This window comes from Streptomyces sp. NPDC088766 (assembly GCF_044750845.1).
Lineage (GTDB): Bacteria > Actinomycetota > Actinomycetes > Streptomycetales > Streptomycetaceae > Streptomyces.
Window position 1 is genome coordinate 23,568 of sequence record NZ_JBIVKQ010000019.1, and the last position, 25,333, is coordinate 48,900.

The following is a 25,333-nucleotide window of genomic DNA, read 5'->3' on the forward strand; positions in this document are numbered from 1 at the left end:
GCTTGATGGTCCGGCGGCCTGGTGCCTGGGCCGAGTGTGACTCTACGCCCGACGGCAGTGCTCAGGCATGGCATTCGCGTTGGAGTAGGCAGATACGGATGATGGACGCCAACGTCGGCGGCACGGACGTCGTCGGCCGGGGGAGGGTTCGTACGATGGTGCTGGACTGGAGCAAGATCGGCGCGGGGGACCAGGAGCCTCTGCTGCGCCCGCGTGAAATCTATGCGGCATTGCCTAGTAGGCCGTGGCCTTACCTTCGTCAGGAACAGGGCGAGGTCCTTGAGGGCTGGTTCCGCCGCAAGGACGACCGCGATGTGGTGATCAAGCAGAACACCGGCGGCGGCAAGACTGTCGCGGGTCTGCTGATCGCCCAGAGCACGCTCAACGAGGGTGTGGGAAAGGCTGTTTACCTCGCTCCTGACACCTACTTGGCTAAGCAGGTACGCAGGGAGGCTGACCGACTGGGGCTCGTAACCGTGGACGACCCCTCTGACATCGCGTTCCGCTCTCAGCAAGCCATCCTGGTTACTACCTTCCAGAAACTCATCAACGGCAAGTCCGTCTTCGGTGTGGCTGGCGATGGCCGGGAGACGATCGACCTGGGCATCGTCGTCGTCGACGACGCCCACGCGGCGCTCGCCACCACCGAGGGCCAGTTCCGGCTGACTGTCCCCGCGAATCACAGTGCCTACAAGGCCCTCACGGCACTGTTCGCCGCTGATCTACAGCACCAGTCCGCCAAGGGATGGAGTGACATCCAAGCGGGTGACTACACCGCTGCTGTCCGAATCCCGTTCTGGTCGTGGGCGAATCGGCACAGCGAGGTCATGGCTCTGCTGCACCCCCACCGTCTCGAGGACGACTTCAAGTTCGAATGGCCACTCATCGCCGACAACCTGCAGTTGTGCGCGGCTACCGTGACCAGTAGGGGCTTGGAGATCCGTCCGCCCTGTCCGCCCATCGGCATGATCCCGGCCTTCGCCCGGGCGCGCAGACGGGTATACCTGACTGCCACTCTCGCGGACGACAGCATCTTGGTGACCGACCTGGACGCTGATCCGGCACTCGTGGCCCGCCCGGTCACACCAGGCAGCGCATCTGACCTCGGCGACCGCATGATCCTTGCCCCAGTAGCCCTCAATCGGACTCTCGACGACGACGCCGTGCGCCTCCTGGCCTGGCAGTTTGCCCATGGTGACCGCAACGGAGACAACGTCCCAGACGCACAGCCGATCAACGTCGTCGTCCTGGTCCCCAGTCGACGTGCCGCTGCGGCGTGGGAACCCTACGCCGACCGTACGCATTACGTCGGAGGCCTGGAAGCGGGCGTTGCGGAGCTCAAGGCTGGCCATGTCGGCCTCGTCGTGCTGGTCAATAAGTACGACGGCGTCGACCTCCCCGGCAACGCCTGCCGCCTGCTCATTCTGGACGGCGTCCCCCGTCCGATGGACGCCCTGGAACGCCGTGAGGCAGTCGCGCTCGCCAACAGCCCCACCCGGCTGGCCCGGGAAGTGCAGCGGATCGAGCAGGGTATGGGCCGCGGAGTGCGAGACAGCGAGGACCACTGCGCGGTGCTCCTGCTCGGCGCCAATCTCGGAGTGGCCACCCACGATCCGCTCCATCTCGGCCTGTTCTCCCCCGCTACCCGAGCCCAGCTTGCCTTGAGCAGGGATATCGCCCAACAAATCCACGGGAAGGGGCTGGAGGCCGTGCGCGGGGCGATCGAAGCCTGTCTCGGCCGGTATCCGCAGTGGCTGGAGCGCAGCCGGCGGGCGCTGGCGGAGATCCGGTACGCCGACACCAGCGTTGTTCGACCGGAGACCATCGCCGCTCGCGAGGCCTTCGACCTCGCTGCCACGGGCCAGCCACGGGCAGCGGCTGACCGGCTTCAGCAGGCTATCAACGGACTGGAAGATCCTGCTCTGCGTGGCTGGTTCATGGAGCAGAAGGCCGCCTACCTGCATCTGGTCGACCCGGTTGCGGCGCAACAGCTGCTTACGTCGGCGGTCAACGAGAATGAGTTCGTGCTGAAGCCTGCCGCAGGAATCGCGCCCGCGAAGATCAAGGCAGCAGCTGTCCAGGCCCGCGCGGCAGCCGAGTTTCTAGCCAACGCGTATCAGGACGGGATGACTTTGGTCCTGGGAGTGAGAGCGTTGCTGGAGGAGATCGTGTGGGACGAGGACCGCACTGATGACGCCGAGGCCGGCTGGCAGCGGCTTGGACAGCACCTCGGCTTCACTAGCACCCGTCCCGAGAAGCTGTACGGAACCGGTCCCGACAACCTGTGGGCACTGTCCGCCGACCGACATGCCGTTACTGAGCTGAAGACTGGCTGCACCACGGACAGCATCGCCAAGAAGGATCTCGACCAGCTCGGCGGCAGCGTCCGCTGGGATGTGGAGCAGCATCCTGGCGTGACCGCACTGCCGGTGATGGTCCACCCCAGCCGGGATCTCGACGAGCGGGCGATCGCTGTGCCGAACATGCGGGTGGTCACCCCGGACAAGCTCCAGGCGCTCAAGCAAGCAGTCGTGGCCTACGCTGTCGCACTCGCCGACGGACAAGGTCGCTGGGGCGATGAGCAAGCCGTTGCCGCACAGCTCGCTCACCACAAGCTCACTGCGGGAAATCTCTTTCAGACGTACGCCGAACCGCCGCGTACCGCACCGGGAGCGTGACCGCCGGCTCCTTGGTCGGCCGAGGACGGACCCGGGCTGTGTTCCACCTGACGCCTTCCCGCTGTCTGCGAAGATGATGAAGGCGGCCGACCCCACAAACGCTGGGGTCGGCCGCCGCTCTTCGTGGCGGCCGTCTCACATCACGGCTGCTGTCTGTTCAGGCCAGGTGGTCGAAGGCGTCGGCCTTCGTTCCTGCCAGTAGGGCCCCGAAGCTCTACTACACCCGCGACCGCTAGCCGCTGACGGACATCCGTAACAGCTTCCGTGCACCGCCTTCACGTAGCGGCGGCTCTAGCGGCCTCCGCTCTGCCAGTGGGCCAATCACCGGCTCTGCTGCCCCTCTGCCGCCCGCAGTTCGGCCATCTTGCCCGCCGCTGCTGTGATCAGTGGCCATGCAGATGGGTTCTCACCCCTCTCCGGCGTCGGTGATCCGACAGGTTTCCCGCCCATGCCCTGAGCTCTCGGACGGTTAGTGGTTTGCCATTGGTCTTCCAAGCGAGCTTCTCAAGGCGCGCTTGTTCCACTTTGTCGTGCAACACGGATCCCATGGCGGCGATGGTCTCCACTCCCTCCTGTGTGAGCAGATTGGTCCACGGTATGGCCTGGGTTCTATCCGGACAGGAATCGATGATTCGGCACACATCGCGCATCCATGAAACGGTACTCACCGGTACACCCAGCGAGATTGCGAGCGCCTCGGCGTTGTTCTTTCCTTCGCTACGGTTGAGCAGCTCCCCGGTGAAACGCATGCCGCCTTTGTTGAGTTGGTCACGGTATGGCGTAAAGGCCGCGACATCGGAAAGACTCTGTTTATCGACCAAGGTCATGAACTCTGCGGGCCGGGCCTTAATGAGCGGTTCCAAAGATGGGTCACTCGGAGCTCCCTGTCTGAGATCCTCGGAACCGAGTGCCAAGTCGAGCAGGTCCAGAGCAGCTTTCAGATAGTTGCCGGAGCGGGCGCCAACTTCGGCACAAGCTTCGGCGTACCACTCTGACGGAGTTAGCAGCTCCCCTTCTAGGTCCGCTGGTTTGCCTAGTGCAGCAGCCTGGTATATGCGCACCATTATTTCCATATCATTGGCGAATTCTGCCAGGCGGTCGCGAGGGGTTGTGACGGGGTGATTTGGTAGCTTCCCGCCATCGGTCAAGCGACGAACAGTCGACAGCAAATGCGCGCATTCGTCAATTGCACAGCCCTTCTGGGTCTCCCACTCCCTCTTCTTCTCGGCAACTACGGAGTGGGGCTGCAGCTGGGCGGCATGCCGCCCAGTCGATATTTCTCGCTTCAAGGCGAGAATATAGTTGAGACGGGCATTGACGAGTACCAATTTGGCCCGCAAGCGGAGCGCTTCATATCCTTGTTCCTGCAATTGCCAGAGATGATTGCAGAAAGCATCAAGGCGGCCCACATACGCCTGTTCATTCTTGCTCGTCCCAACAAGATCGCCGGAACGGTAGTACAGATAGCCGAGGCGAGCCGCATCGTTCTTGCGATCCTTTTCAACCGCGACGGTGAACAGTTGCTCCTGATCCTCTCGGGCGTACGGCTCGGTGCCGGCGAGCACTTGGCAAGCAAGACTGCGCCACTTAGTCGTCCCACACAGGCCCACCGCGAGTAGCTGATGGCGCTCACTGAGTCTGATCAAGAGGAATGCTGCGGCCGCCGTAAGCAACTCATGCGTCGCCGACGGGTCAGGAATCGCCTGCCTTGACTTGTTCTTGAGTCCTAGTGCTGCTCTGGTGATGAGCGTGGAATCTGCCGACCTGCCGTTGCGGCTGAGCTCGACCGTTACCGTGCTGTCGTCAACGATGACCACTTGAGCTTGCCACGGATTGACGGACGTAACTGCTCGTAGCACACTCAGCAGTGTCGCGACTACTTTACCCTCGGTGGCTGGAAGCGCTGAAATGGCCTCGCTCGGTAGTTGCATGACATCCGCGCCCTGGGGCGCCCGAAGCCCTCGTGGTCTGTGACTTCCCATGGTTTCTACTCGCGACGCTACATAGGCGACTCCTGTGGGTTGCTCCTTCCCATCGGCACCGATCACTTTCAGACCGATCCTCAGCCGTTGCCCTAGCCCGACATATCCGAAGTAATACAAACCCAGTGCAGTCCCTACGGCAAGGGATGGGTACCCAGATCGACCGTCGTGTGAGGCGAAGAGCACCACGCACGCATCGACCACTATGCAGCCTGCCGCAACAATCCACCACTGTCGGCCAGTGATTCTATGCCTCGCGAGATCGCAAAGGGTGGCCAGGAAAGCGGCGGTGGACACAGCCAGAATGGAGATGATCATCCGTTGTGGCGCCGTGCCGTGTCCGCGCGAGAAGCCGGACCACGCTGCCGCTGCCAGCGCGAGTAGTCCAAAACCGCTCCAGGCTCTCCAAAGCCAGTCTCGGTCACTCATTCCGGTTCTGGCATTAGGTCCGACCAGGAGGGCGGCGAGACGTGCACAGATGAGAAGTCCCGAAGCGATCAGCAGAACGGTGAGAGTGGCACTCCAGAATTCCGCAGACCCAAGAACCGTATCGCCAGCAATCACATCGTTCACTTCCCCGACTGCATGGGGTGTTCATGAGGTGTCACTTCTACGTTGCTGCATCTGCCCGAGTTGCGCTACTGAGAGCCCGGTCTCGCTGTTGCCGACCACAGCCGCAAGTAGCTGCTCGTGATGTTCAGGCCACCGTTCCGGTCGCGTCGTCCTCGGCGAGGATGCGGTGATCGTGGCGACCGAGGGGTCCGTCCTGCGGCTGGCTGGTGACGTCCACCGTTCGCGACCGCGGTCCCGCACCAAGGCCCCGGGGTGTGCCATCGTGACTGCCTCCGGCCACAGAGCATATCGACAACTCTGGCTCTTCAAGCAGGTGTTGCCTACGAGATCGCTGGATCAACCGGTGCCTTGCGGCAAGCCACCAGGCACCGGCGAATCAGCGTCAGCCGCACGATCCTTACGGGGCCGTCCTGCTGCGGCCGACGGGAAGGCGGCGGACCTCGCCGACCTGGGCGGCCTGTCCCCGCAGTCGCTCGATCTCCTCGTGCTGGGCTGTGAGCCGGGAGACGGCCAGGGTCTTGAACGCGGTGAGTTCGGCCAGTGCCTTGTCCCGTTTCGCGACCCGCTCCTTGAGCTCGGCGACCTGGGCCTTGAGCCGATCGATCTGAGATGTTCGGGGATCAGGGGTCTCGCCCGCGTCGCGCTGGGCCTTCAGGCGACGCTCGAACTCCTCGCCGAGGTGCTGGTAGGGGCCGGGGCGGGTGGTGCCGTCGCGGTTCTTCTTCGGGTAGAAGCCGGTTCTGGTCACCCCCGCTTCGGCGGCCAGGGTCTTCAGATCGCATTTGCCGCCGGGCGGGAGTTCGCCCCGCAGCAGCCGGTCGATCGCGGCGCGGATCGCTTCCTCGTTGCGAACCCGGTCCGCGTCACTGATCCGTGGCATGTCACTGGCCTCCGCCCGTTGAACCGGCCGTCGTCATGATCTCGTCCACCACCCGCTGGGCCCGCTCCACCTCTGGCTCGAGCCGCTTCTTCTCGCCCTTGGGGAAGCGCGGGTTGGCCAGGAAGACCTTGCCCGTGCCGACCTGGCTCTGCCAAACGGGCAGGTGACAGGGGTGATGGGTGGCCTGCGGGCAGCGTGCGGAGTCGCACATCCCGCCCAGCGGCTTCGTCGCGTCCGGGGTGCCCGCCAGCTTCAGGCACAGAGCCTTGTGAGGATCCCGGAACCAGCAGTAGTTCGCGGTCTGCAAATGCAGGTGCTTGGACTGCTGCCGCAGCAGGTTCTCCAGCCGCCGCTCGGCCTCCATCACTGCCGCGGTGCCCGGCTCGTGGTCCTTGAGCGCCGCGTCGATGTGCTCGAACGCCTTGATCAGCTCGCGGGCCCCGGGGCCTGCCGGCATGCGGCCCGCGCGGTAGTCCTCGAAGGCCTCCTTCGTGAGCTTTAGGTGGTGCTTGTCCTGCTCCCGCTCCACCTCGGCCAGCAGGTTGCCCTGGGAGCCGCCGGGCCGCATCGCATAGCCCTCGGTCGTGACCACGGAGACGTGCTTGAGGTGGATCTTTGCGGCCAGCAGCCCGCCGGGGCGGTGGGCCAGTGACAGGGCGAGCGTTCGCCGCAGCATCCGCCCGTTTACCGGCCCGGCCGGGATCGGGGCCAGGCCGAGGCGCTGGCCGGCGGGGCTGTTGACCCACTCGCGCAGTTTCTTGTGCATGACGTCCATGGGCGAGCGGGCGAAGGCCCGATCGCCGCCCCGAGCCTGGTTCAGGCGGGCGGCGAGCTTCACAGCCCGCCAGGCCGGCTCCAGCACCACCCATTCCTCGGCGACGCCGCCGAACCCCTGCCCCTTGATCAGCTTGCTGCCCAGCTTGAAGCGTTGGGTGCCGCCGGAGACGGTGACCGGCGGCTGCGGGGAGGCGGCCGTCAGCTCGTCCAGTTCCCCGGCCCGCATGCCGCTCAGGGCCGCGACCAGGACCCGGCACGCCGCCAGCAGAACGAACTGCAGGCTCCGCAGCTCGTCCCCGGTCAGCGCAAGCGTCCACGGCACCAGCCGCTGTGAGTCGTCGGCACGGGGCACCCGGGAGGCGTCCCGGCCGAACATGCCCGCGACCCCCACCTTGGCCACCACGGGCTCCAGGAACGGACGGAGATCCTCGACCAGGTGGTCCGCGACCCTCGCGTATCTGGAGCGGGTTGCCTGGCCGAAGAACTCGCCGACATCGACGTGCAGCAGCGGATCGTCGGGCCGCCAGCCCCGCTTGACGCGCCGTGTGACCTGTCGGGCGTCGATCGCCAGCAGTGGCACCTGCTCGCTGACATGCCAGTTGGCGGCGGCCGTGACGGCGGCCCGGTGCTTCGCGGTGACGGCCCGGGGGTTCTGCCCGCCCTTGTTCGCCCGAAACTCCAGCAGACGCTCGAACTCCTCGGCCACCAGCGGCCCGAGCGTCTCTACCAGATACAGGGCCGCGGCCACCGTCGGCTGGAACACCTCCTCCGCCACCGGCGGGGTCGACGACGCGGCATAGGTTTCCCAGCCCGCGACCTCGCTGACCGTGTGCCCCTCCCATGGGGTGAACCCGGGCCGGTAGGCGTCCACCGAAAACAGCTCGCGGTAGGTGGCCAGGTCCACGACCGGCCGCAGGATCGTCAGCATGGTGCCCGGCGTGATCGGCCCGCTGCCCTGCCGGCGCTTGCGGCTCCGGACCGATCGGATCTGCCGGTACACCTCGCAGTGCTCCTGCATCACCTCGCTCAGCGACGACATGCCCTGCTCGGTCACGAAGTTCATCCACCGCACCAGCTGCACGCAGAAGTTGAACGCCGACTCCGGCTTGTACGGCTCCCGCCGGGCCTCCGGAAGAGCCAGGACACGCTCGTGATCAGGCACGACCAATGCGAACAGGTACTCCTTGGCGGTCAGCCGCAGGGCCGGGTTGGTGATGCCGGTGAAGTCCAGGCGCTTGACGTTGCTCCGCACCCCCTTGGGGAACTTCACTCCTGACAGGTCCCAGAAGTCCTCGTCGAACACGGGACGCGGGCCGTCCGGCCACATGTCCCATCCGGCCTCGCGGCACACGTCCAGTCCCGCGAACGGGGACTTCAGGGCCCACTGGCGGGGGATGGGACCAGCGGGGCTCTCGACGACCAGGGCGGTAGCGCGGGTCACTGGGTTCCTTCCTCGGGCCGAAGCGGCAGCTCGGAGTCGATGTCGTCCACCTCGCCGGCCGCCTTCTCAAGCAGGCGGGCGTCGAAGCGGGGCAGGATGTCGTGGTCGAGGCGGTCGGCGTAGGGGCCGAACACCGCGAGGAACTGCTGCACGGTGAGCTGCCGTGACTGACGGGCGAAGTAGGCCTTCAGCCGAAGCAGATTCGGTGCATGCCGGGGTGTGAAGACCGCCAGTGGGCACAGCAGGCACACCCAGGGCCGGGCCGGACAGGGCTTGCCCTTGGGGCCGTGGAGTCCAGCAAGCTGGTTGGCGCACGCCGCGGTGAACACGTCCATCTCGCCGCCCAGCAGCTCGGCCACGGCCTCGGCGTCCAGGCCCAGGCGGGCGGCCTGCTCGGGCTGCTCGGTGACGAACTCGGCGGCCTCCTCGTCACTCAACACGATGGGCGGGCGACTGCGCCGCAGAATGTCGGCCTGGGCGTCCTCGATGATGGCCTCCACCGACTCGGCCTGGGCGGGCGTCGTGGACGAGACGTAGTGGCTGCCCTCCACCGCAGCCGTGTGATTCGGGTCGATCTTCGTTCGGCCGGTCCAGCCCCGACGCGCCAGGACGTTGTGGTACGTCGTTCGGATCCGCGCCGAGTGCAACAGCAGCGGCTCCCCAGCGTCCGTACGCAGATCCAGCTCCTTCGCCAACTGGCGCCGGGCCTTGTTCCCGCTCTTGGGGGCGGCCCGGGTGGACAGCGCCGACAGCTGGGACTTCGCTCCGTTCGTGCTGCGGTACTCGGTGTCCAGAAAGACGAACAAGTCGCCGGCTATCGACGCCGGAGCCAGTTGTCGCACCGGCTCCGACAGCTCCAGCCAGCGCTCCAGCAGCCGCACGGCCCGAGCCGGAAGGTTCACCGATTCCGGGCCGCGGCGCCCCTTGACGTAGTCCATCAGGACCGTGCGGTCCCCGGTCCACGTGAAGTCTTCCAGCCCCAGATCGCGGATACCGTCCGGGACGACGCCGCTGTAGACGCCGAACAGTAGACGCATGGCCGTTGCCACCTGTACCGGCGGGTACATCGCACTCCGCACGTCCCGGTACTGGCCGCCGATGCCGTCGCGGAAGTAGTCGACGGTCAGCCCCATCACCCTGGTGACGTCCGCGACTTTCAACGGGCCGTGCTCGCGCAGCAGCCACGCGAAGTTCTGCCGGTTTCGGCCGAGATCGGAGCTGTCAGGACCGAGCGCGGCCAGGTCAAGGACCTCCCGCTGACGGGCCACGGCCTGCTGCACATAGTCCCGGAGCCCGGCCTCGATCTGCCGCCACTCGCCGTCCGTGTACGGCTTCAGTGGCTTGCCTCGAGGGCGGCCCTTGATGGCCTTCCCCTCCAGGTAGGCCCGAATGCCGGCGTCCACGCGGTCCCCGCAGCCGGCCAGCAGGCGCCGGGTGTGGAAGACGCGTCTGCCCCCGACGGACATCCAGTACGACAGGACGTGACTCGCTCGCAGATCCGCCAGACGCCCGTGAAAGCCCATCGCGGCCAGCTCCGCGACCATCCGGCGGATCGTCGACGTGTACGTGACCGCGCTCTGACGTGCGGCGATGCGCCCCAGAGGGTGCACCATCTGGACTAGGCCATGGGCGAGGTCCTCCGCCAGCCTGTCGTTGGCCGTGGCGCTCAAGTCACCTGTCCAGGCGGGGTCGTGGGGGAACGTGAACTCGATGCGCAGCGGGTCGTATTCGACACGGGTCACCATGCCGCATCCTCCTCGTCAGCGAACTCGGCTTCGGCTTCCGCGGCGGCCTGGCCGCTGTACTTGCCCGCCTCTTCGTAGAGCTCGCGGTAGATCCGCTGCACGTCCAGGCGCTGGATGTAAATTTCCGTGGTGGTCACGCTGGAGTGCCCGAGCAAATCACGCAGCACCATCAGCGGGTCCGCCTTCGTCAGATACAGCGACAGCGCGGCGTCCTCGTCGGCGTCTGCCACCAGGGCAGCCGCCCGCTGGTAGTGCCCCTTGACCAGCCTCTCCAGCGTCGCCATCGCGAACGTGTGACGTAGGACGTGGGGACCGACTGTCGGGAACCGCGGCTCGAAGTCTCGCCGGATGCGTTCTGAGGTCCGGCGGAAGACGGTCGCCCAGTCGACGAACGGCGTCCCATCTGACTGCACCGCGATGATCGCGGGTGCCCCCTCCGGCGTCACCAGCCGCAGCCGCTCGTTCAAGGTCAGCTTTCGCCAAGAGACCCGGCGGCCGTTGACCTTCCCGCCCTCCCAGTCCGGCTCGGTGATCATCAACGGCTCGCCCAGCCGCGGATCGGGACGGTACTGGCGGCCCTCAGTCAGCATCGCGCGGTCCAGCTCGACGTACTGGTGCATATCGGCCAGGGGGTCGTAACTGACCCACGTCTCCCGGGGCTTCTTGCCCTTGGTGATCTGCGCTGACAGCGGGAACCGAGCTGGAACGGCGCTGCTGCGGGCCGGCAGAGCGGGCAACTCGTACGTCAGCAAGTGCGTGAACTCCTGGGCCCGCAACCCACTCGATGACACCAACGCGCCCATCGCGGCGTTGCGCCCCAGATGACGGCCGCGGAACGAGTCCGGCTCCCCATCCGGGCGCAGTCCGGCCAGCGCCCGGAGGAACAACTCAAGGAAGTCGCTCTCCAGATACTTCACCGTGACGTGCGGCTTCGCCCGCCGCACCGTAGCGGTGTTCCGCCGCGCGAGCTGCACGCCGGCCTCGGTGTACCGCCGGACCATCTGGTACGTGAACGGCACAGAGGCACAGAGGCCTTCATCATCGGCCCACGCGTAGAAGCGCGCCACGGTGTTGATGTTCTGGTCCCACGTTCCCTCGTCCCAGCGGGCCTCCAACGGACCCGCGAACCGGTACTCCGAGAACGCACTCAGAGCGGCCCGCAAGGGCTGCCGCTCCCCGAGCGGATCCACGCCGATTCTGGCCAGGAACTCCAGCCAGCTACGCAGAGCCTGCGCGTAGTTTTTCCAAGTCCTCCGAGACCGAGCCCCGTTGAGGGGGAGTTCGCGCAGCCAGCGGTTGGCCGCCACTGTGGGTCGGGGTACGCCGTCATCCTCGAAGACCAGGTCATCGTCGATAAGGACCGGCATGCCTTCGGGGATCAGCGGCTGACGTCCAAGCCCCCAGTTCTCCCAGCCCGTTCGGCTGTAGAAGATCAGATGCATGTCACGCACCGTACGATTGAGACTCAAAAGAGTGCAATAGACATTGATGCCTCTCCTGATCTCGGGCTACCTCAAAGAGACACGAGAACTAAGCAAGGACTACGTCCGAGTACGCGATGGGAATCGTTGCGGCGGTGGCGTTCGCCGTGGCCCTCTACCAGGTCGTGACGAGCGGGGCGGTCGCGGCGGAGTTGCAGAACATCGTGAAGCGGGCACTCAGTGCGGGCACGTGAGCGGAACCGGCCGCGAGGCGGGGACCGGGGGTTCGTGACGGCGGAGGCGGCCGTGGTGCTGCCGGTGCTGGTGGCGTTCGCCATGGCGCTGGTCTGGGGGCTGCTGGTCATGGCCGCCCAGATCCAGTGCGTGGACGCGGCCAGGACCGGCGCCAGGGCCGCCGCCCGGCAGGATCCGGCCGACGCGGTCGTGGAGGCGACGCGGGCGACGGCACCGCGTGGGGCACGGGTGTCGGTCACCCGGGAGGGCGACCAGGTCCGGGTGGTGGTCGTGGCGAAGCCGCCGGTGCTGCGCGGGTTGCCGTTCGAGGTACGGGAGGAAGCCGTGGCGGCGGCGGAGGACGTGGGGACCACGGTGGACGGCGGCGGGACCGGGGCTGGATCGGAGACGGGACCGTGAGGGGGCGTGGGGGAGGCACGACGCGTTTCCGGGCCGGTCGGAGTGCTCCCGGACATCGGCGCCGGCGGGGACGCGGTGTCGGCGCTCCTGCTCGTGGGACGCCCTCGGGAGTGGAAGGGCCCCACGGCTGGAGGGACGGTCTCGTGGCATGGAGTCGAGGCCGGACCGACCGTGGGTCCGCGACCGTATGGACTCTCGCTGTGCTCGCCGTGCTGTGTGTGGTCTTCGGTGCCGTACTCGCCCTCGGACAGGCTGTCCTGGCCCGGCACCGCGCCGCCGGGGGTGCCGACCTCGCAGCACTCGCGGCCGCGGACCACTGGACGGAGGGCACCGATGCGGCCTGCGCCCGCGCGGACCGGTTGGCTCGGGCACAGGGCGCACGGTTGGTGCGGTGCGTGGTGGTGGGGGAGGTGTCGGACGTGACGGCGGCGGCGGGACGGGGGCTGTTCACGGTGGAGGTCCGGGCCCGGGCAGGGCCTGCGGGGCCGGCGCTGCCGGGGGAGGCGACGGTGTCCTCCCCGTCGCTCCCCTGGGCGGCCCCGCGCCGCACCACCTACTTCATCCGCTCTCCCGGCTCCCTCTCCTCCACCGTCCCGCCGTTCTCCACCGGCTTGTCGTCCTTCACCGTTCCGGAGTCCTCTGCCGGCCTGTCGTCCTTCACCGTTCCGGAGCCCTCCGCCGTTCTGCCGTCGTCGGCCGGCTCGCCGTCCTCCGCCGGCACGCCCCGCAGCAGTTCCGTCAGGAGTCTGACCGCGCCTTTCTTGTGCAGGGGGTCGTTGCCGTTGCCGCACTTGGGGGACTGGATGCAGGACGGGCAGCCGGCCTCGCACTCGCAGGAGGCGATGGCCTGGCGGGTGGCTGTCAGCCAGGAACGGGCCGTGTGGAAGGCACGTTCGGCGAAGCCCGCACCGCCGGGATGGCCGTCGTAGACGAAGACCGTGGGGAGGAGGGTGTCGGGGTGCAGGGGGATCGAGACGCCGCCGATGTCCCAGCGGTCGCAGGTAGCGAAGAGGGGCAGCATGCCGATGGACGCGTGCTCGGCGGCGTGCAGGGCTCCGCCGAGGATCTCGGGGTTGATGCGGGCGGCGTCCAGTTGGTCCTCGGTGACCGTCCACCACACGGCCCGCGTGCGCAGTGTACGAGGAGGCAGGTCGAGTTTCGACTCGCCCAGTACTTCACCGGTGATGACGCGTCGGCGCAGGAAGGAGACCACCTGGTTGGTGACTTCGACGGAGCCGTAGCACAACCGGCCGTCTCCCCAGGGGATTTCGGCGTCCGTCTCCAGCACGGAGATCGCCGTAGTGTCGCGGGCGACCGTCGTGTACGGCGGATTCGCCTCTTCTACCAGGGCTACCGAGTCCTCCAGAACCAGGGAGCGCACCAGGTAGGTGCGGCCCTGGTGCAGATGGACCGCTCCCTCGTGGACGGTCGAGTGGGCGGCGCCCTCGTCGACCGTGCCGAGCAGGCGGCCCGTGCCGGACTCGACGATCTGGACCGGCCGGCCACCTCCGCCCCGGATGTCCGTGAGGTCGGCGGCTCGCTCGCGGCGGGTCCAGTGCCAGGCCTTCGTCCGGCGGCGCAGCAGTCTCGCGGCCTCCAACTGGGGCAGCAGTGCCTCGGTCTCGGGGCCGAACAGCGCCAGGTCCTCCTCGGTGAGAGGGAGTTCTGCGGCGGCCGCGCACAGGTGCGGGGCGAGGACGTAGGGGTTGTCGGGGTCCAGGACGGTCGATTCCACCGGGCGGTCGAACAGGGCTTCCGGGTGGTGGACGAGGAAGGTGTCCAGCGGGTCGTCCCGGGCGACCAGCACGGCCAGCGCTCCCTGTCCCGATCGTCCCGCCCGTCCTGCCTGCTGCCACAGCGAGGCGCGGGTACCGGGATATCCGGCGATGAGGACGGCGTCCAGACCCGAGACGTCGATCCCCAGTTCGAGGGCGGTCGTGGCGGCCAGGCCGAGGAGTTCACCCGAGTGCAGGGCCTGCTCCAGGGTGCGGCGTTCCTCGGGGAGGTAGCCGCCGCGGTAGGCCGCGACACGCCCGGCCAGTGAGCGGTCCACCTCGGCGAGGCGTTCCTGGGCGATGAGGGAGATCAGTTCGGCGCCGCGCCGGGAGCGGACGAAAGCCACGGTGCGGACGCCCTGGACAGCCAGTTCGGTGAGGAGGTCAGCGGTCTCGGCGATGGCGGTGCGGCGGACGGGGGCGCCCCTCTCGCCCTGCATCTCGGTGAGCGGCGGCTCCCAGAGGGCGAACACCAGTTCGCCGCGTGGTGAGGCGTCGTCGGCCACCTCGACCACCGGGAGGCCGATGAGGCGGCCGGCGGCCACCGAGGGCTCGGCGGCCGTCGCGGAGGCCAGCAGGAAGACGGGGGAGGCGCCGTAGCGGGCGCACAGGCGGCGCAGGCGGCGCAGTACCTGGGCCACGTGGGAGCCGAACACGCCGCGGTAGGTGTGGCACTCGTCGATGACGACGTACTTCAGCGATTTCAGGAAGGAGGACCAGCGGGGGTGGGACGGCAGGATGCCGCGGTGCAGCATGTCCGGGTTGGTGAGGACGTAGTTGGCGTACTGGCGGATCCACTCGCGTTCCTCGACCGGCGTGTCGCCGTCGTACACCGCCGGGCGTACCGCGGTGCCCAGCGGTTGTGAAAGTTCCTTCACAGATCGGCACTGGTCCGCCGCCAGCGCCTTGGTCGGAGCCAGGTACAGCGCCGTGGCGCCACGCCCGTTCGGCGCCTGCGAGCCGTCCAGGAGGGTCGACAGGACCGGTACGAGATACGCCAAAGACTTGCCGGAGGCGGTTCCGGTCGCGACGACCACCGACTCGCCGTCCAGGGCGTGCTCCGCGGCGGCGGCCTGGTGCGCCCAGGGATGCTCGATGCCGCAGGCCTGCAGGGCCGCGATGACCTCCGGACGAATCCGGTCAGGCCAGACGGCATGGCGGCCCGCGCGCGGGGGCACATGCTCCGTATGAGTGATGCGCGACGCCCGGTTCGGTCCCGGGGCGAGCCGGTCCAGGATCCGGCCCGGCGACAGGCGGGGCGCGGGCTGTGCCGAGGATCGATCGGATCGGTGATTCTTGGCCATCGGCACCGAGTGTGTCACTGGCGTGACGGACAATGGAGCCAAGGCGTCGTGCACGCCTGCCGGTAAGTGATTGAATGCCATCGCGGCTGGCGTACCGTCCCGGGGGCTCCTGCTCAGGTGTTCCGAGGGACGACCGCTCGATAGCAAGGTGCTGGAGGATCCGTGGACCTGTCCCTGTCGACCCGTACCGTCGGCGATCGTACGGTCGTCGAGGTCGGTGGCGAAATCGACGTATATACCGCGCCCAAGTTGCGCGAGCAGCTGGTCGAGCTGGTGAACGACGGCAATTTCCACCTTGTCGTCGACATGGAGGGCGTGGACTTCCTCGACTCCACCGGGCTCGGCGTGCTGGTCGGTGGCTTGAAGCGGGTGCGTGCCCATGAGGGCTCGCTGCGCCTGGTCTGCAACCAGGAGCGCATTCTGAAGATCTTCCGCATCACCGGTCTGACCAAGGTGTTCCCGATTCACACCTCGGTCGACGAAGCGGTCGCAGCCACCGACTGACCACTCCGTCCGGGCCCGTGTGGCCCGGACGGCCCAGTTGAACACACCGGGGTACCGGGCTTTCGGCAGCCCGGCCCCCCGACAGCACGCCCGTAGTTCCGAGGGGGATGCATGGCCACCGTTGAGCTCCGCTTCAGCGCGCTGCCCGAGCACGTCAGGACCGCCCGACTGGTGGCGGCAGCGGTGGCGCGCAGGTCCGGAGTGGACGAGGCCGTTCTCGACGAGGTCAGGCTCGCCGTCGGTGAAGCCTGCTCCCGTGCCGTCGGACTCCATCAGAGCGGTGGCATCACCGCTCCGGTGAAGGTGTCGCTCATCGAGGAGGAGAAGCAGTTCTCCATCGAGGTGGGCGACGAGGCTCCGCGGACCGCCCCCGGCGACCGGGTGCCGGGCTCCGGTGACATCGACGCGGACGCCGAGGAGGACGAGATGGGCCTCGCGGTCATCAGCGGCCTCGTCGACGACGTGGAGGTCACCGCCGGCGAACACGGCGGGCTGATCCGTATGACGTGGCCGACCACACCGTCGGCCGCGGCGCTCGGCTGACCCGGCGCTCCCCGTCCGGCCCGGCCGGACGCACACGTACCCGAAGGGCCCCACGAGGTGGGGCCCTTCGGCATGTGCGCAGGTGCGACGGCGCGCTTACAGTGGTGCCAGCAAGTGAATCTTGAAAAAGTGAATCTTGCCGGGCGGACAAGTGAATCTTGCCGGAGTTTCGTGAATCCATTCACGAGTGACAATGCCTTGAGGGCATTACCGTGACGGATTTTCGTGCGAAGGAGAATTCCGTTTACCGCACACTGTTTTGATCAGGTTCCGGTACCTAGAATCCGTCCACATCTTGAGCTCAGCCCAAGCGTCAAGGAGGACGAATGGCGGGGCTTTCTACCTCTCATCGGCTGGACCACTCCACAACCTTCGCGGCCGCAGTGCTGACCGACGGCAACCGGCTCCTCGTGGCGGTCATCGGGGTCGTCGCACTGGCCGCGCTCGTGGTCGCGGGCGTACTGCTGCGCCAGGTGCTCGCGGCGGGCGAGGGCACCGAGAGCATGAAGAAGATCGCGGCGGCGATCCAGGAGGGCGCCAACGCCTACCTGACCCGGCAGTTGCGCACACTCGGCGTATTCGCCGTCGTGGTGTTCTTCCTGCTCATGCTGCTGCCCGCGGACGACTGGAATCAACGTGCCGGACGATCGATCTTCTTCCTGGTTGGCGCGGCGTTCTCGGCGGGCACCGGCTATATCGGCATGTGGCTCGCCGTGCGCAGCAATGTGCGTGTCGCCGCCGCGGCCCGGGAAGCGACTCCGGCGGAAGGGGAACCGGAAAAGGACCTCACCGCCGTTTCGCACAAAGCGATGAAGATCGCTTTTCGCACGGGCGGCGTGGTCGGCATGTTCACAGTCGGGCTCGGTCTGCTCGGCGCCTCGTGCGTGGTGCTGGTGTACGCGGCCGACGCGCCGAAGGTGCTGGAGGGCTTCGGTCTCGGCGCGGCGCTCATCGCGATGTTCATGAGGGTCGGCGGCGGCATCTTCACCAAGGCCGCCGACGTCGGTGCCGACCTGGTCGGCAAGGTCGAGAAGGGCATCCCGGAGGACGATCCGCGCAACGCCGCGACCATCGCCGACAACGTGGGCGACAACGTCGGCGACTGCGCGGGCATGGCGGCCGACCTGTTCGAGTCGTACGCCGTGACACTGGTCGCCGCGCTGATCCTCGGCAAGGTGGCCTTCGGTGACGCCGGCCTCGCCTTCCCGCTGCTCGTGCCCGCGATCGGTGTGATCACGGCCATGATCGGCATCTTCGCGGTCGCGCCGCGCCGCTCCGACCGCAGTGGCATGTCCGCGATCAACCGGGGTTTCTTCATCTCCGCGGTGATCTCGCTCGTGCTGGTCGCCGTGGCCGTGTTCGTCTACCTTCCCGGCACGTACGCCGACCTGGACGGCGTCACCGACGCGGCGATCCTGGGCAAGGACGGCGACCCGCGCGTCCTGGCCGTCGTCGCCGTGGCGATCGGCATCCTCCTGGCCGCCGTCATCCAGCAGCTGACCGGTTACTTCACCGAGACCACGCGCCGCCCGGTGCGCGACATCGGCAAGAGCTCGCTGACCGGTCCGGCCACCGTCGTCCTCGCCGGAATCTCCGTCGGCCTCGAATCGGCCGTGTACACCGCCCTGCTGATCGGCCTGGGCGTGTACGGGGCGTTCCTGCTCGGCGGCACGTCGATCATGCTGGCGCTGTTCGCGGTGGCGCTGGCCGGCACCGGCCTGCTCACCACGGTCGGTGTGATCGTCGCGATGGACACCTTCGGACCGGTCTCCGACAACGCGCAGGGCATCGCCGAGATGTCCGGCGACGTGCAGGGGGCGGGAGCGCAGGTGCTCACCAACCTCGACGCCGTCGGCAACACCACCAAGGCCATCACCAAGGGCATCGCCATCGCCACGGCCGTACTGGCCGCGTCGGCGCTCTTCGGGTCGTACCGCGACGCCATCACCACCGGCGCGCGGGACGTCGGCGAGAAGCTCTCCGGGGACGGCGCGCCGATGACCCTCATGATGGACATCTCGCAGCCCAACAACCTGGTCGGCCTGATCGCGGGCGCGGCGGTCGTCTTCCTCTTCTCGGGGCTGGCGATCAACGCGGTGTCGCGTTCGGCGGGTTCCGTGGTCTACGAGGTGCGGCGGCAGTTCCGCGAGAAGCCCGGGATCATGGACTACAGCGAGAAGCCGGAGTACGGCAAGGTCGTCGACATCTGCACCAGGGACGCCCTGCGGGAACTCGCCACGCCCGGACTGCTCGCGGTGCTGGCGCCGATATTCGTCGGGTTCACGCTCGGCGTCGGCGCCCTCGGCGCGTTCCTCGCGGGCGCGATCGGCGCGGGCACGCTGATGGCGGTGTTCCTCGCCAACTCCGGCGGTGCCTGGGACAACGCCAAGAAGCTCGTCGAGGACGGCCACCACGGCGGCAAGGGCAGCGAGGCCCATGCGGCGACCGTGATCGGCGACACCGTAGGCGACCCCTTCAAGGACACCGCGGGACCCGCGATCAACCCGCTGCTGAAGGTCATGAACCTGGTGGCGCTGCTCATCGCGCCCGCGGTGATCAAGTTCAGCTACGGCGGCGACGAGAACCTCGGCGTGCGGGTCGCGATCGCTGTCCTCGCGCTCGTGGTGATCGTCGGCGCGGTCTACGTCTCCAAGCGGCGCGGCATCGCGATGGGTGACGAGGACAACGCCGACGAGCCGGCCAAGTCCACGGATCCGGCGGTGGTTTCGTAGGGGCCGGGAGCGGCCCCCGGCTCAAAGGGCGGGTGGACGGCACGTGGTGACGCGTCGTCCGCCCGCCCCGCTGCGTGCGGTGCGGGGTCGTGAGCCTTCTCTCTCTTGGTATAAATGGCTTCATTTATTTTCATAGCGGACATTCGTCCTGGGGTTGTCGCCCGGTCGGCGTGTATGTTCCGGGGCCGAGAGCCATGGAAGGGACCGATCCGGTGAACAAGAAGCTCGCGGCCGCACTGTCCGGCGGTGCGGTACTCGTACTGGCGTTGTCGGGATGCAGCAGCAGCAGCGACGACGGCAACAAGGAACTCGACGCCTGGGCCAAGCAGGTCTGCGACGCGCTGCCCGCACAGGACGCGAAGGTCGACGCGGCCAACGCCGCGATCAAGAGCGCCGCCACCGACAACAACGCCCCGGTGAATGTCCAGAAGACCGACTCCCAGGCCTTCCAGGACATGTCCGATGCCTACAAGGCGCTCGCGCAGGCCATCCAGAAGGCGGGGACGCCACCCGGTGTCGAGGGCGGCGAGAAGAAGAAGCAGGACGCCGTGACCGCCCTGAACGGCCTGTCCACCTCCTACGCCGGTCTGAAGAAGCAGGTCGACGCGCTCGACACGAAGGACCAGGGGAAGTTCGCCGACGGACTCCAGGACATCGCCACCGAACTCGGCAAGCTCAGCAAGAGCGGCAACACCGCGCTGAAGAACCTCGAGGAGGGCGACGTCAAGTCCGCCATGGCCCAGCAGGACAGCTGCAAGAAGGTGGCGGCCTCGTCGTCGGCCCGGGCCACGACCAGCTGACGGCGGGGGCCGGCCGGGGCGGGGCGTGCGGTTCGCCCGCGGGACACAATGGGGGGCGTGAGTAACGCCACCCTGTCCCCCCTGCCCTCCGCCGGCCACCCCGACGTCGCCGCCCGGCTGCGCGAGGCCCTGCTCGCGGCCTCCTTCACCGCCGACGGTCTCCTCGACCTGCTCGGCGCCCCCGCGTACGCGGCCCTCGCGCGCAGCGAGACCGTGCCCGCGCTGCGCGCGACCCGCGGCGACACGCCACTGGAGACACTCGTCCGTCTCTTCCTGCTCCAGCAGCCGGTGCCGTACGCGCGAGTGGAGGACGTGCTGCCCGTGCACGCGTGCGTGGAGACCGGCTGGCTGACGCGCGCGGGCACGGACGACGTCGCCGCGACCGTGGACGTACGTCCCTACGGCGGGCCGGACGGTGAGGACTGGTTCATCGTGTCCGACCTCGGCTGCGCCGTCGGCGGGGCCGGCGGCGTCGGCAGCCGTGCCGAGGGTGTCGTCCTGGGCGTCGGCGGGGCGTCCACGACGCTCGCCGGGATCACCGTCCGCACCCCGGTCCCCGCCGCGCTGGACCTGGGCACCGGCTCCGGGATCCAGGCCCTGCACGCCGCCCGGCACGCCACGCGCGTGACGGCGACGGACCTCAACCCGCGCGCGTTGCACATCACCGCGCTCACCCTGGCCCTGTCCGGCGCGCCCGCCGCCGATCTGCGCGAGGGCTCGCTGTTCGAGCCGGTCCGGGACGGCGAGACGTTCGACCTGATCGTGTCCAACCCGCCGTTCGTCATCTCTCCGGGGGCCCGGCTGACGTACCGCGACGGCGGGATGGGCGGGGACGATCTGTGCCGCTCGCTCGTTCAGGGAGCGGGGGAACGGCTGAACGTGGGCGGGTTCGCGCAGTTCCTCGCCAACTGGCAGCACGTCGAAGGGGAGGACTGGCAGGACAGACTCAGGTCGTGGGTGCCGCGCGGATGCGACGCGTGGATCGTGCAGCGCGAGGTGCAGGACGTCACGCAGTACGCCGAGCTGTGGCTCAGGGACGCCGGGGACCACCAGGGCGACCCGGTGGAGTACCGCGCACGGTACGACGCGTGGCTCGAGGAGTTCGAGGCGCGCAAGGTGAAGGCCGTCGGCTTCGGCTGGATCACCCTGCGCAGGACGGCGTCCGACGAGCCCGTCGTCACCGTGGAGGAGTGGCCGCACTCCATCGAGCAGCCGCTCGGTGACACGGTCAGGGCCCACTTCGAGCGGGTCGACTATCTGCGCGGGCACGACGACGCGGCCCTGCTGGCGGGGAACTTCCGGCTCGCCGCGGAGGTCGTGCAGGAGCAGGTCGGGCTGCCCGGAGCCGAGGACCCGGAGCACGTGGTGCTGCGCCAGCACCGTGGCATGCGCCGCGCCACCAAGGTGGACACGGTGGGCGCCGGGTTCGCCGGCGTGTGCGACGGCTCGCTGAGCGCGGGCCGGATCCTGGACGCCATCGCGCAGCTCGTCGGCGAGGATCCCGTCCTGCTGCGCGACCGTACGCCCGCGCAGATCAGATTGCTGGTGGAACAGGGGTTCCTCGAGCCGGCCTGAGCCGCTTGGGAGCGAAACAGGCCAACATCTTTCTCTCACCGGCACTTCGCGATCACAGGCGACCGAACCGCGCTCACGGATTGCGGAAAAGCGGTGGAACGAGAACGGCAGGGGAGAACGGCGGCGCCGGGAAGACCGGGATCCGCGGCACCGTGTTCGAGGTGTCACGGGTGCTCACCCGGCGCGAGGGGCGGCGCCGCCCGGTTGCCCAGCCTTCCGGTTGCCCAGCCGTCCGGGCAGCGAGGGCCGCGCGTCCGGGACGGGTGTGAGGCCCGTCGCATGTGCCGCTCGCGCCCGCCCTGCGCACCCGCCGGTCGCCCCGGCCGCCGTATCCCCGCCGGTGACCCGTCGCCCCCGTCCGTGGGCCCGGCATTCACCTCGGGTTCGTCCGGGCGCCGCCCGTGCGTGCCAGTCTCCGGGCGACGGGACACGCGCGGGTGGGAGAGAAGGAGCGCGGGCGATCATGGAGAGTGGACCGGCGATCTTCACCGGGATGGTGTTCGCGCTGTTGGGTGGCGGTCTGCTCGTGTGGACCGCGGTGCGCGTGCGGCAGCGGCAGCCCGTCGCCCAGGGTGTGAGCCCTGTCGCATCGGCGACCGTCGCGACGCTCGCCGCGGTCGTCGCGCTCGCCGTCGGCGCATGGTGCCTCGCCCGCGTCTGAACCGCTTCCGGGGATCTTGTCCATGCCCTGGTGAGATCCGTGCAAGGGATCGGCGGCGGACAATCGACAGACGTCGCCGCGGTGCGCGGAAAAAGAGCCGGTGGACACTCCGGGCGGCAGGAATGGCGGTAGTCGGGTTACCGTTCGAGTGGCCGTTGCGGGCTTTTCCCGTTTGACACGGGGGCGGGATGTACCGTCACACTCCGCAGCGTCACCATGACCCGACCCCGGGAGCAAGGCCTGGGGAGGCCCCAGCGTCGACCGGAGAGAAGAGCGAAGTTGTCCCCGACCAGCGAGACCGCGAAGGGCGGCCGCCGACTCGTCATCGTCGAGTCGCCTGCCAAGGCGAAGACGATCAAGGGCTATCTCGGCCCCGGATACGTTGTCGAGGCGAGCGTCGGGCACATCCGCGACCTCCCCAACGGCGCCGCGGAGGTGCCGGAGAAGTACACCGGTGAGGTCCGCCGCCTCGGCGTGGACGTCGATCACGACTTCCAGCCCGTCTACGTGGTCAATGCCGACAAGAGGGCGCAGGTCAAGAAGCTCAAGGACCTGCTGAAGGACTCCGACGAGCTGTTCCTCGCCACCGATGAGGACCGTGAGGGCGAGGCGATCGCCTGGCACCTCCAGGAGGTGCTCAAGCCCAAGGTCCCGGTCAAGCGGATGGTCTTCCACGAGATCACCAAGGCCGCGATCCAGGCCGCCGTCGCCAACCCGCGCGAGCTGAACCAGAAGCTTGTCGACGCCCAGGAGACCCGCCGCATCCTCGACCGTCTCTACGGCTACGAGGTCTCGCCGGTCCTGTGGAAGAAGGTCATGCCGCGTCTGTCGGCGGGCCGTGTCCAGTCGGTCGCCACCCGGCTCGTCGTGGAGCGGGAACGCGAGCGCATCGCCTTCCGTTCCGCCGAGTACTGGGACCTGACGGGCACCTTCTCCCCCACGCTCGACTTCGCTCGCGCGGGGGGACCCCCAGCCGGCCGCGCGGGAGACTCGTCGGACCCGTCGTCGCTGGTGGCCCGCCTCCAGACAGTCGACGGCAGGCGGGTCGCGCAGGGCCGCGACTTCGACTCCCTGGGCCGGATCAAGGGCGCGAACACCCTCCACCTCGACGAGGCGGGCGCCCGCGCGCTGGCCGCCGCCCTGGAGAACACCCGGTTCTCGGTGCGGTCCGTCGAGTCGAAGCCGTACCGGCGCTCGCCGTACGCTCCGTTCCGTACGACGACGCTCCAGCAGGAGGCCTCGCGAAAGCTGGGCTTCGGTGCGAAGGCGACCATGCAGGTGGCTCAGAAGCTGTACGAGAACGGCTTCATCACCTACATGCGTACGGACTCCACGACCCTGTCGGACACGGCGGTCAACGCCGCCCGCGCCCAGGTCACCCAGCTCTACGGCGCCGACTACCTGCCGGCGCAGCCGCGGACGTACGCCGGGAAGGTCAAGAACGCGCAGGAGGCGCACGAGGCGATCCGCCCCTCGGGTGATCGTTTCCGCACGCCTGCCGAGACCGGCCTGACCGGCGACCAGTTCAAGCTGTACGAGCTGATCTGGAAGCGGACGGTCGCCTCCCAGATGAAGGACGCGACCGGCAACAGCGTCTCGGTGAAGATCGGTGGCACCGCCGCCGACGGCCGGGACGCCGAGTTCGGCGCCTCCGGCAAGACGATCACCTTCCACGGCTTCCTGAAGGCCTACGTCGAAGGCGCCGACGACCCGAACGCCGAGCTGGACGACCGCGAGCGCCGTCTCCCCCAGGTCGGCGAGGGCGACGCGCTCACCGCCGAGGAGATCACGGTCGACGGGCACGCCACCAAGCCCCCGGCCCGCTACACCGAGGCCTCGCTGGTCAAGGAACTGGAAGAGCGCGAGATCGGGCGGCCGTCGACGTACGCGTCGATCATTGGCACGATCCTCGACCGCGGTTACGTCTTCAAGAAGGGCACGGCGCTCGTCCCGTCGTTCCTCTCCTTCGCCGTGGTCAACCTCCTGGAGAAGCACTTCGGGCGGCTCGTCGACTACGACTTCACCGCCAGGATGGAGGACGACCTCGACCGCATCGCCCGCGGTGAGGCGCAGGCCGTGCCGTGGCTGAAGCGGTTCTACTTCGGCGAGGGCACGAGCACCGGCGGAGCGGCCGAGGCGGGCAACGGCGACGGGGACCACCTCGGCGGCCTCAAGGAACTGGTGACCGACCTGGGCGCGATCGACGCGCGCGAGGTGTCGTCGTTCCCCGTGGGCAGCGGCATCGTGCTGCGGGTCGGCCGCTACGGCCCCTACATCGAGCGCGGTGAGAAGGACTCCGAGAACCACCAGCGGGCCGACGTCCCCGAGGACCTCGCCCCGGACGAGCTGAGCGTCGAGTACGCGGAGGAACTGCTCGCCAAGCCGAGCGGTGACTTCGAACTGGGCGCCGACCCGGATACGGGCCGTCAGATCATCGCCCGGGCGGGCCGCTACGGCCCGTACGTCACGGAGGTGCTCCCCGAGGGCACCCCGAAGACCGGCAAGAACGCGGTCAAGCCGCGCACGGCCTCGCTGTTCAAGACGATGTCGCTGGACACCGTCACGCTGGAGGACGCCCTCAGGCTGATGTCGCTGCCGCGCGTCGTCGGCACGGACGCCGAGGGCGTGGAGATCACCGCGCAGAACGGCCGCTACGGCCCGTACCTCAAGAAGGGCACGGACTCGCGGTCGCTCCAGAGCGAGGACCAGCTCTTCACGATCACGCTCGAAGAGGCGCTGGAGATCTACTCCCAGCCCAAGCAGCGCGGCCGGGCCGCGGCCAAGCCGCCGCTGAAGGAGCTGGGCGAGGACCCGGTCAGCCGGCGGCCGGTCGTCGTCAAGGACGGCCGCTTCGGGCCGTACGTCACCGACGGGGAGACCAACGCGACCCTGCGCTCCGGCGACAGCGTCGAGGAGATCACCCCGGAGCGCGGCTACGAGCTGCTCGCGGAGAAGCGGGCGAAGGGGCCCGCCAAGAAGACGGCGAAGAAGGCGCCCGCGAAGAAGGCGCCCGCGAAGAAGGCGACGGCGAAGAAGGCCGCGCCGGCCAAGAAGACCGCCGCCAAGAAGACCGCCGCGAAGACGACCACGGCCGCGAAGAAGACCGCGACCAAGACCGCGACGAAGAAGGCGACGGCGTCCAAGGCGTCCTCGACGGCGGCTCCGGAGGACTGAGCCGCGCCGCGGTTCCCCGGAAGCCGTCCACAAAACGCACGCCCCGGCATCACTTTGGTGTCGGGGCGGACGTAGGTGTGGACGGGCTCTCCGGGCCGTCAGTCGCTGCCGATA

The 25,333-nt window shown here is 68.4% G+C and carries 16 protein-coding genes and 1 pseudogene; 11 read left to right on the top strand and 6 right to left on the bottom strand.

Translation table 11 applies throughout. The annotated features are described in order from the left end of the window. The first annotated feature begins 98 nt into the window (after positions 1-98). The gene (locus ACIP5W_RS24410) at positions 99-2,678 is read left to right on the top strand and encodes a DEAD/DEAH box helicase (RefSeq protein ID WP_401477332.1); all 2,580 of its coding nucleotides are present in this window, start codon (positions 99-101) and stop codon (positions 2,676-2,678) included. Positions 2,679-3,061: 383 nt separating this feature from the next. Here ACIP5W_RS24410 and ACIP5W_RS24415 read toward each other — a convergent pair whose 3' ends face one another. The 5 genes from ACIP5W_RS24415 to ACIP5W_RS24435 all read right to left on the bottom strand — a co-directional run bounded on the left by ACIP5W_RS24415 (position 3,062) and on the right by ACIP5W_RS24435 (position 11,518). Continuing rightward, entirely contained in the window at positions 3,062-5,233 is a 2,172-nt protein-coding gene (locus ACIP5W_RS24415; RefSeq protein WP_401477335.1) for a hypothetical protein, read from the bottom strand. 397 nt (positions 5,234-5,630) lie between these two features. Further along, positions 5,631-6,113 (bottom strand): hypothetical protein, encoded by a 483-nt coding sequence (locus ACIP5W_RS24420; protein ID WP_401477338.1) that lies wholly within the window; start codon positions 6,111-6,113, stop codon positions 5,631-5,633. Between the two features lies 1 nt (position 6,114). Further along, entirely contained in the window at positions 6,115-8,331 is a 2,217-nt protein-coding gene (locus tag ACIP5W_RS24425; protein ID WP_401477341.1) for a hypothetical protein, read from the bottom strand. Beyond that, positions 8,328-10,076 (bottom strand): hypothetical protein, encoded by a 1,749-nt coding sequence (locus ACIP5W_RS24430; protein ID WP_401477344.1) that lies wholly within the window; start codon positions 10,074-10,076, stop codon positions 8,328-8,330. The genes ACIP5W_RS24425 and ACIP5W_RS24430 overlap by 4 nt, the downstream gene beginning before the upstream one ends. Then, entirely contained in the window at positions 10,070-11,518 is a 1,449-nt protein-coding gene (locus ACIP5W_RS24435; protein ID WP_401477346.1) for a site-specific integrase, read from the bottom strand. The genes ACIP5W_RS24430 and ACIP5W_RS24435 overlap by 7 nt, the downstream gene beginning before the upstream one ends. A gap of 116 nt (positions 11,519-11,634) precedes the next feature. Here ACIP5W_RS24435 and ACIP5W_RS24440 point away from each other — a divergent pair, with 116 nt between their 5' ends. The 3 genes and pseudogenes from ACIP5W_RS24440 to ACIP5W_RS24450 all read left to right on the top strand — a co-directional run. Then, the gene (locus tag ACIP5W_RS24440) at positions 11,635-11,751 is read left to right on the top strand and encodes a DUF4244 domain-containing protein (protein WP_401477349.1); all 117 of its coding nucleotides are present in this window, start codon (positions 11,635-11,637) and stop codon (positions 11,749-11,751) included. A 34-nt stretch (positions 11,752-11,785) separates the two neighbouring features. Then, positions 11,786-12,151, top strand: coding sequence for a TadE family type IV pilus minor pilin (locus ACIP5W_RS24445; protein ID WP_401477352.1), 366 nt, complete (start codon positions 11,786-11,788; stop codon positions 12,149-12,151). Positions 12,152-12,294: 143 nt separating this feature from the next. Then, positions 12,295-12,654, top strand: a pseudogene (locus tag ACIP5W_RS24450) (Rv3654c family TadE-like protein); the annotation flags it as partial. Positions 12,655-12,704: 50 nt separating this feature from the next. On the opposite strand, the gene ACIP5W_RS24455 reads toward ACIP5W_RS24450, so the two are convergent. Continuing rightward, positions 12,705-15,311, bottom strand: coding sequence for a DEAD/DEAH box helicase (locus tag ACIP5W_RS24455; RefSeq protein WP_401477355.1), 2,607 nt, complete (start codon positions 15,309-15,311; stop codon positions 12,705-12,707). An 81-nt stretch (positions 15,312-15,392) separates the two neighbouring features. Between ACIP5W_RS24455 and bldG the strand changes: the two genes are divergently transcribed. The 7 genes from bldG (at position 15,393) to topA (ending at position 25,219) form a co-directional block, all read left to right on the top strand. Further along, positions 15,393-15,734, top strand: a complete 342-nt coding sequence (gene bldG / locus ACIP5W_RS24460) for an anti-sigma factor antagonist BldG (protein ID WP_009189842.1) — start codon at positions 15,393-15,395, stop codon at positions 15,732-15,734. 111 nt (positions 15,735-15,845) lie between these two features. Beyond that, positions 15,846-16,277 carry an ATP-binding protein gene (locus tag ACIP5W_RS24465; protein WP_401477358.1) on the top strand — a complete coding sequence of 144 codons (432 nt, stop codon included), beginning with the start codon at positions 15,846-15,848 and terminating at the stop codon, positions 16,275-16,277. Between the two features lie 326 nt (positions 16,278-16,603). Continuing rightward, entirely contained in the window at positions 16,604-19,009 is a 2,406-nt protein-coding gene (locus ACIP5W_RS24470; RefSeq protein WP_401477361.1) for a sodium-translocating pyrophosphatase, read from the top strand. A gap of 194 nt (positions 19,010-19,203) precedes the next feature. Further along, positions 19,204-19,809 (top strand): small secreted protein, encoded by a 606-nt coding sequence (locus ACIP5W_RS24475; protein ID WP_401477364.1) that lies wholly within the window; start codon positions 19,204-19,206, stop codon positions 19,807-19,809. Positions 19,810-19,857: 48 nt separating this feature from the next. After that, a complete protein-coding gene (locus tag ACIP5W_RS24480) occupies positions 19,858-21,384 on the top strand; it encodes a methyltransferase (protein WP_401477367.1) in 1,527 nt (508 codons plus the stop codon). Positions 21,385-21,847: 463 nt separating this feature from the next. Next, positions 21,848-22,045 (top strand): hypothetical protein, encoded by a 198-nt coding sequence (locus ACIP5W_RS24485; RefSeq protein WP_401477370.1) that lies wholly within the window; start codon positions 21,848-21,850, stop codon positions 22,043-22,045. Positions 22,046-22,324: 279 nt separating this feature from the next. Then, complete coding sequence (gene topA, locus ACIP5W_RS24490; protein ID WP_401477372.1) at positions 22,325-25,219, top strand: type I DNA topoisomerase; 2,895 nt, start codon at positions 22,325-22,327, stop codon at positions 25,217-25,219. Positions 25,220-25,333: the final 114 nt, after the last annotated feature.

Excerpts from the sequence above, each read along its gene's own strand:
- ACIP5W_RS24410 (WP_401477332.1), top strand. The coding sequence starts at position 99 with ATGATGGACGCCAACGTCGGCGGCACGGACGTCGTCGGCCGGGGGAGG.
- ACIP5W_RS24440 (WP_401477349.1), top strand. The coding sequence starts at position 11,635 with ATGGGAATCGTTGCGGCGGTGGCGTTCGCCGTGGCCCTCTACCAGGTC.
- ACIP5W_RS24430 (WP_401477344.1), bottom strand. The coding sequence starts at position 10,076 with ATGGTGACCCGTGTCGAATACGACCCGCTGCGCATCGAGTTCACGTTC.
- ACIP5W_RS24465 (WP_401477358.1), top strand. The coding sequence starts at position 15,846 with ATGGCCACCGTTGAGCTCCGCTTCAGCGCGCTGCCCGAGCACGTCAGG.
- ACIP5W_RS24455 (WP_401477355.1), bottom strand. The coding sequence starts at position 15,311 with ATGGCATTCAATCACTTACCGGCAGGCGTGCACGACGCCTTGGCTCCA.
- ACIP5W_RS24475 (WP_401477364.1), top strand. The coding sequence starts at position 19,204 with ATGGAAGGGACCGATCCGGTGAACAAGAAGCTCGCGGCCGCACTGTCC.
- ACIP5W_RS24485 (WP_401477370.1), top strand. The coding sequence starts at position 21,848 with ATGGAGAGTGGACCGGCGATCTTCACCGGGATGGTGTTCGCGCTGTTG.
- ACIP5W_RS24435 (WP_401477346.1), bottom strand. The coding sequence starts at position 11,518 with ATGCATCTGATCTTCTACAGCCGAACGGGCTGGGAGAACTGGGGGCTT.
- ACIP5W_RS24480 (WP_401477367.1), top strand. The coding sequence starts at position 19,858 with ATGGGGGGCGTGAGTAACGCCACCCTGTCCCCCCTGCCCTCCGCCGGC.
- ACIP5W_RS24420 (WP_401477338.1), bottom strand. The coding sequence starts at position 6,113 with ATGCCACGGATCAGTGACGCGGACCGGGTTCGCAACGAGGAAGCGATC.
- ACIP5W_RS24470 (WP_401477361.1), top strand. The coding sequence starts at position 16,604 with ATGGCGGGGCTTTCTACCTCTCATCGGCTGGACCACTCCACAACCTTC.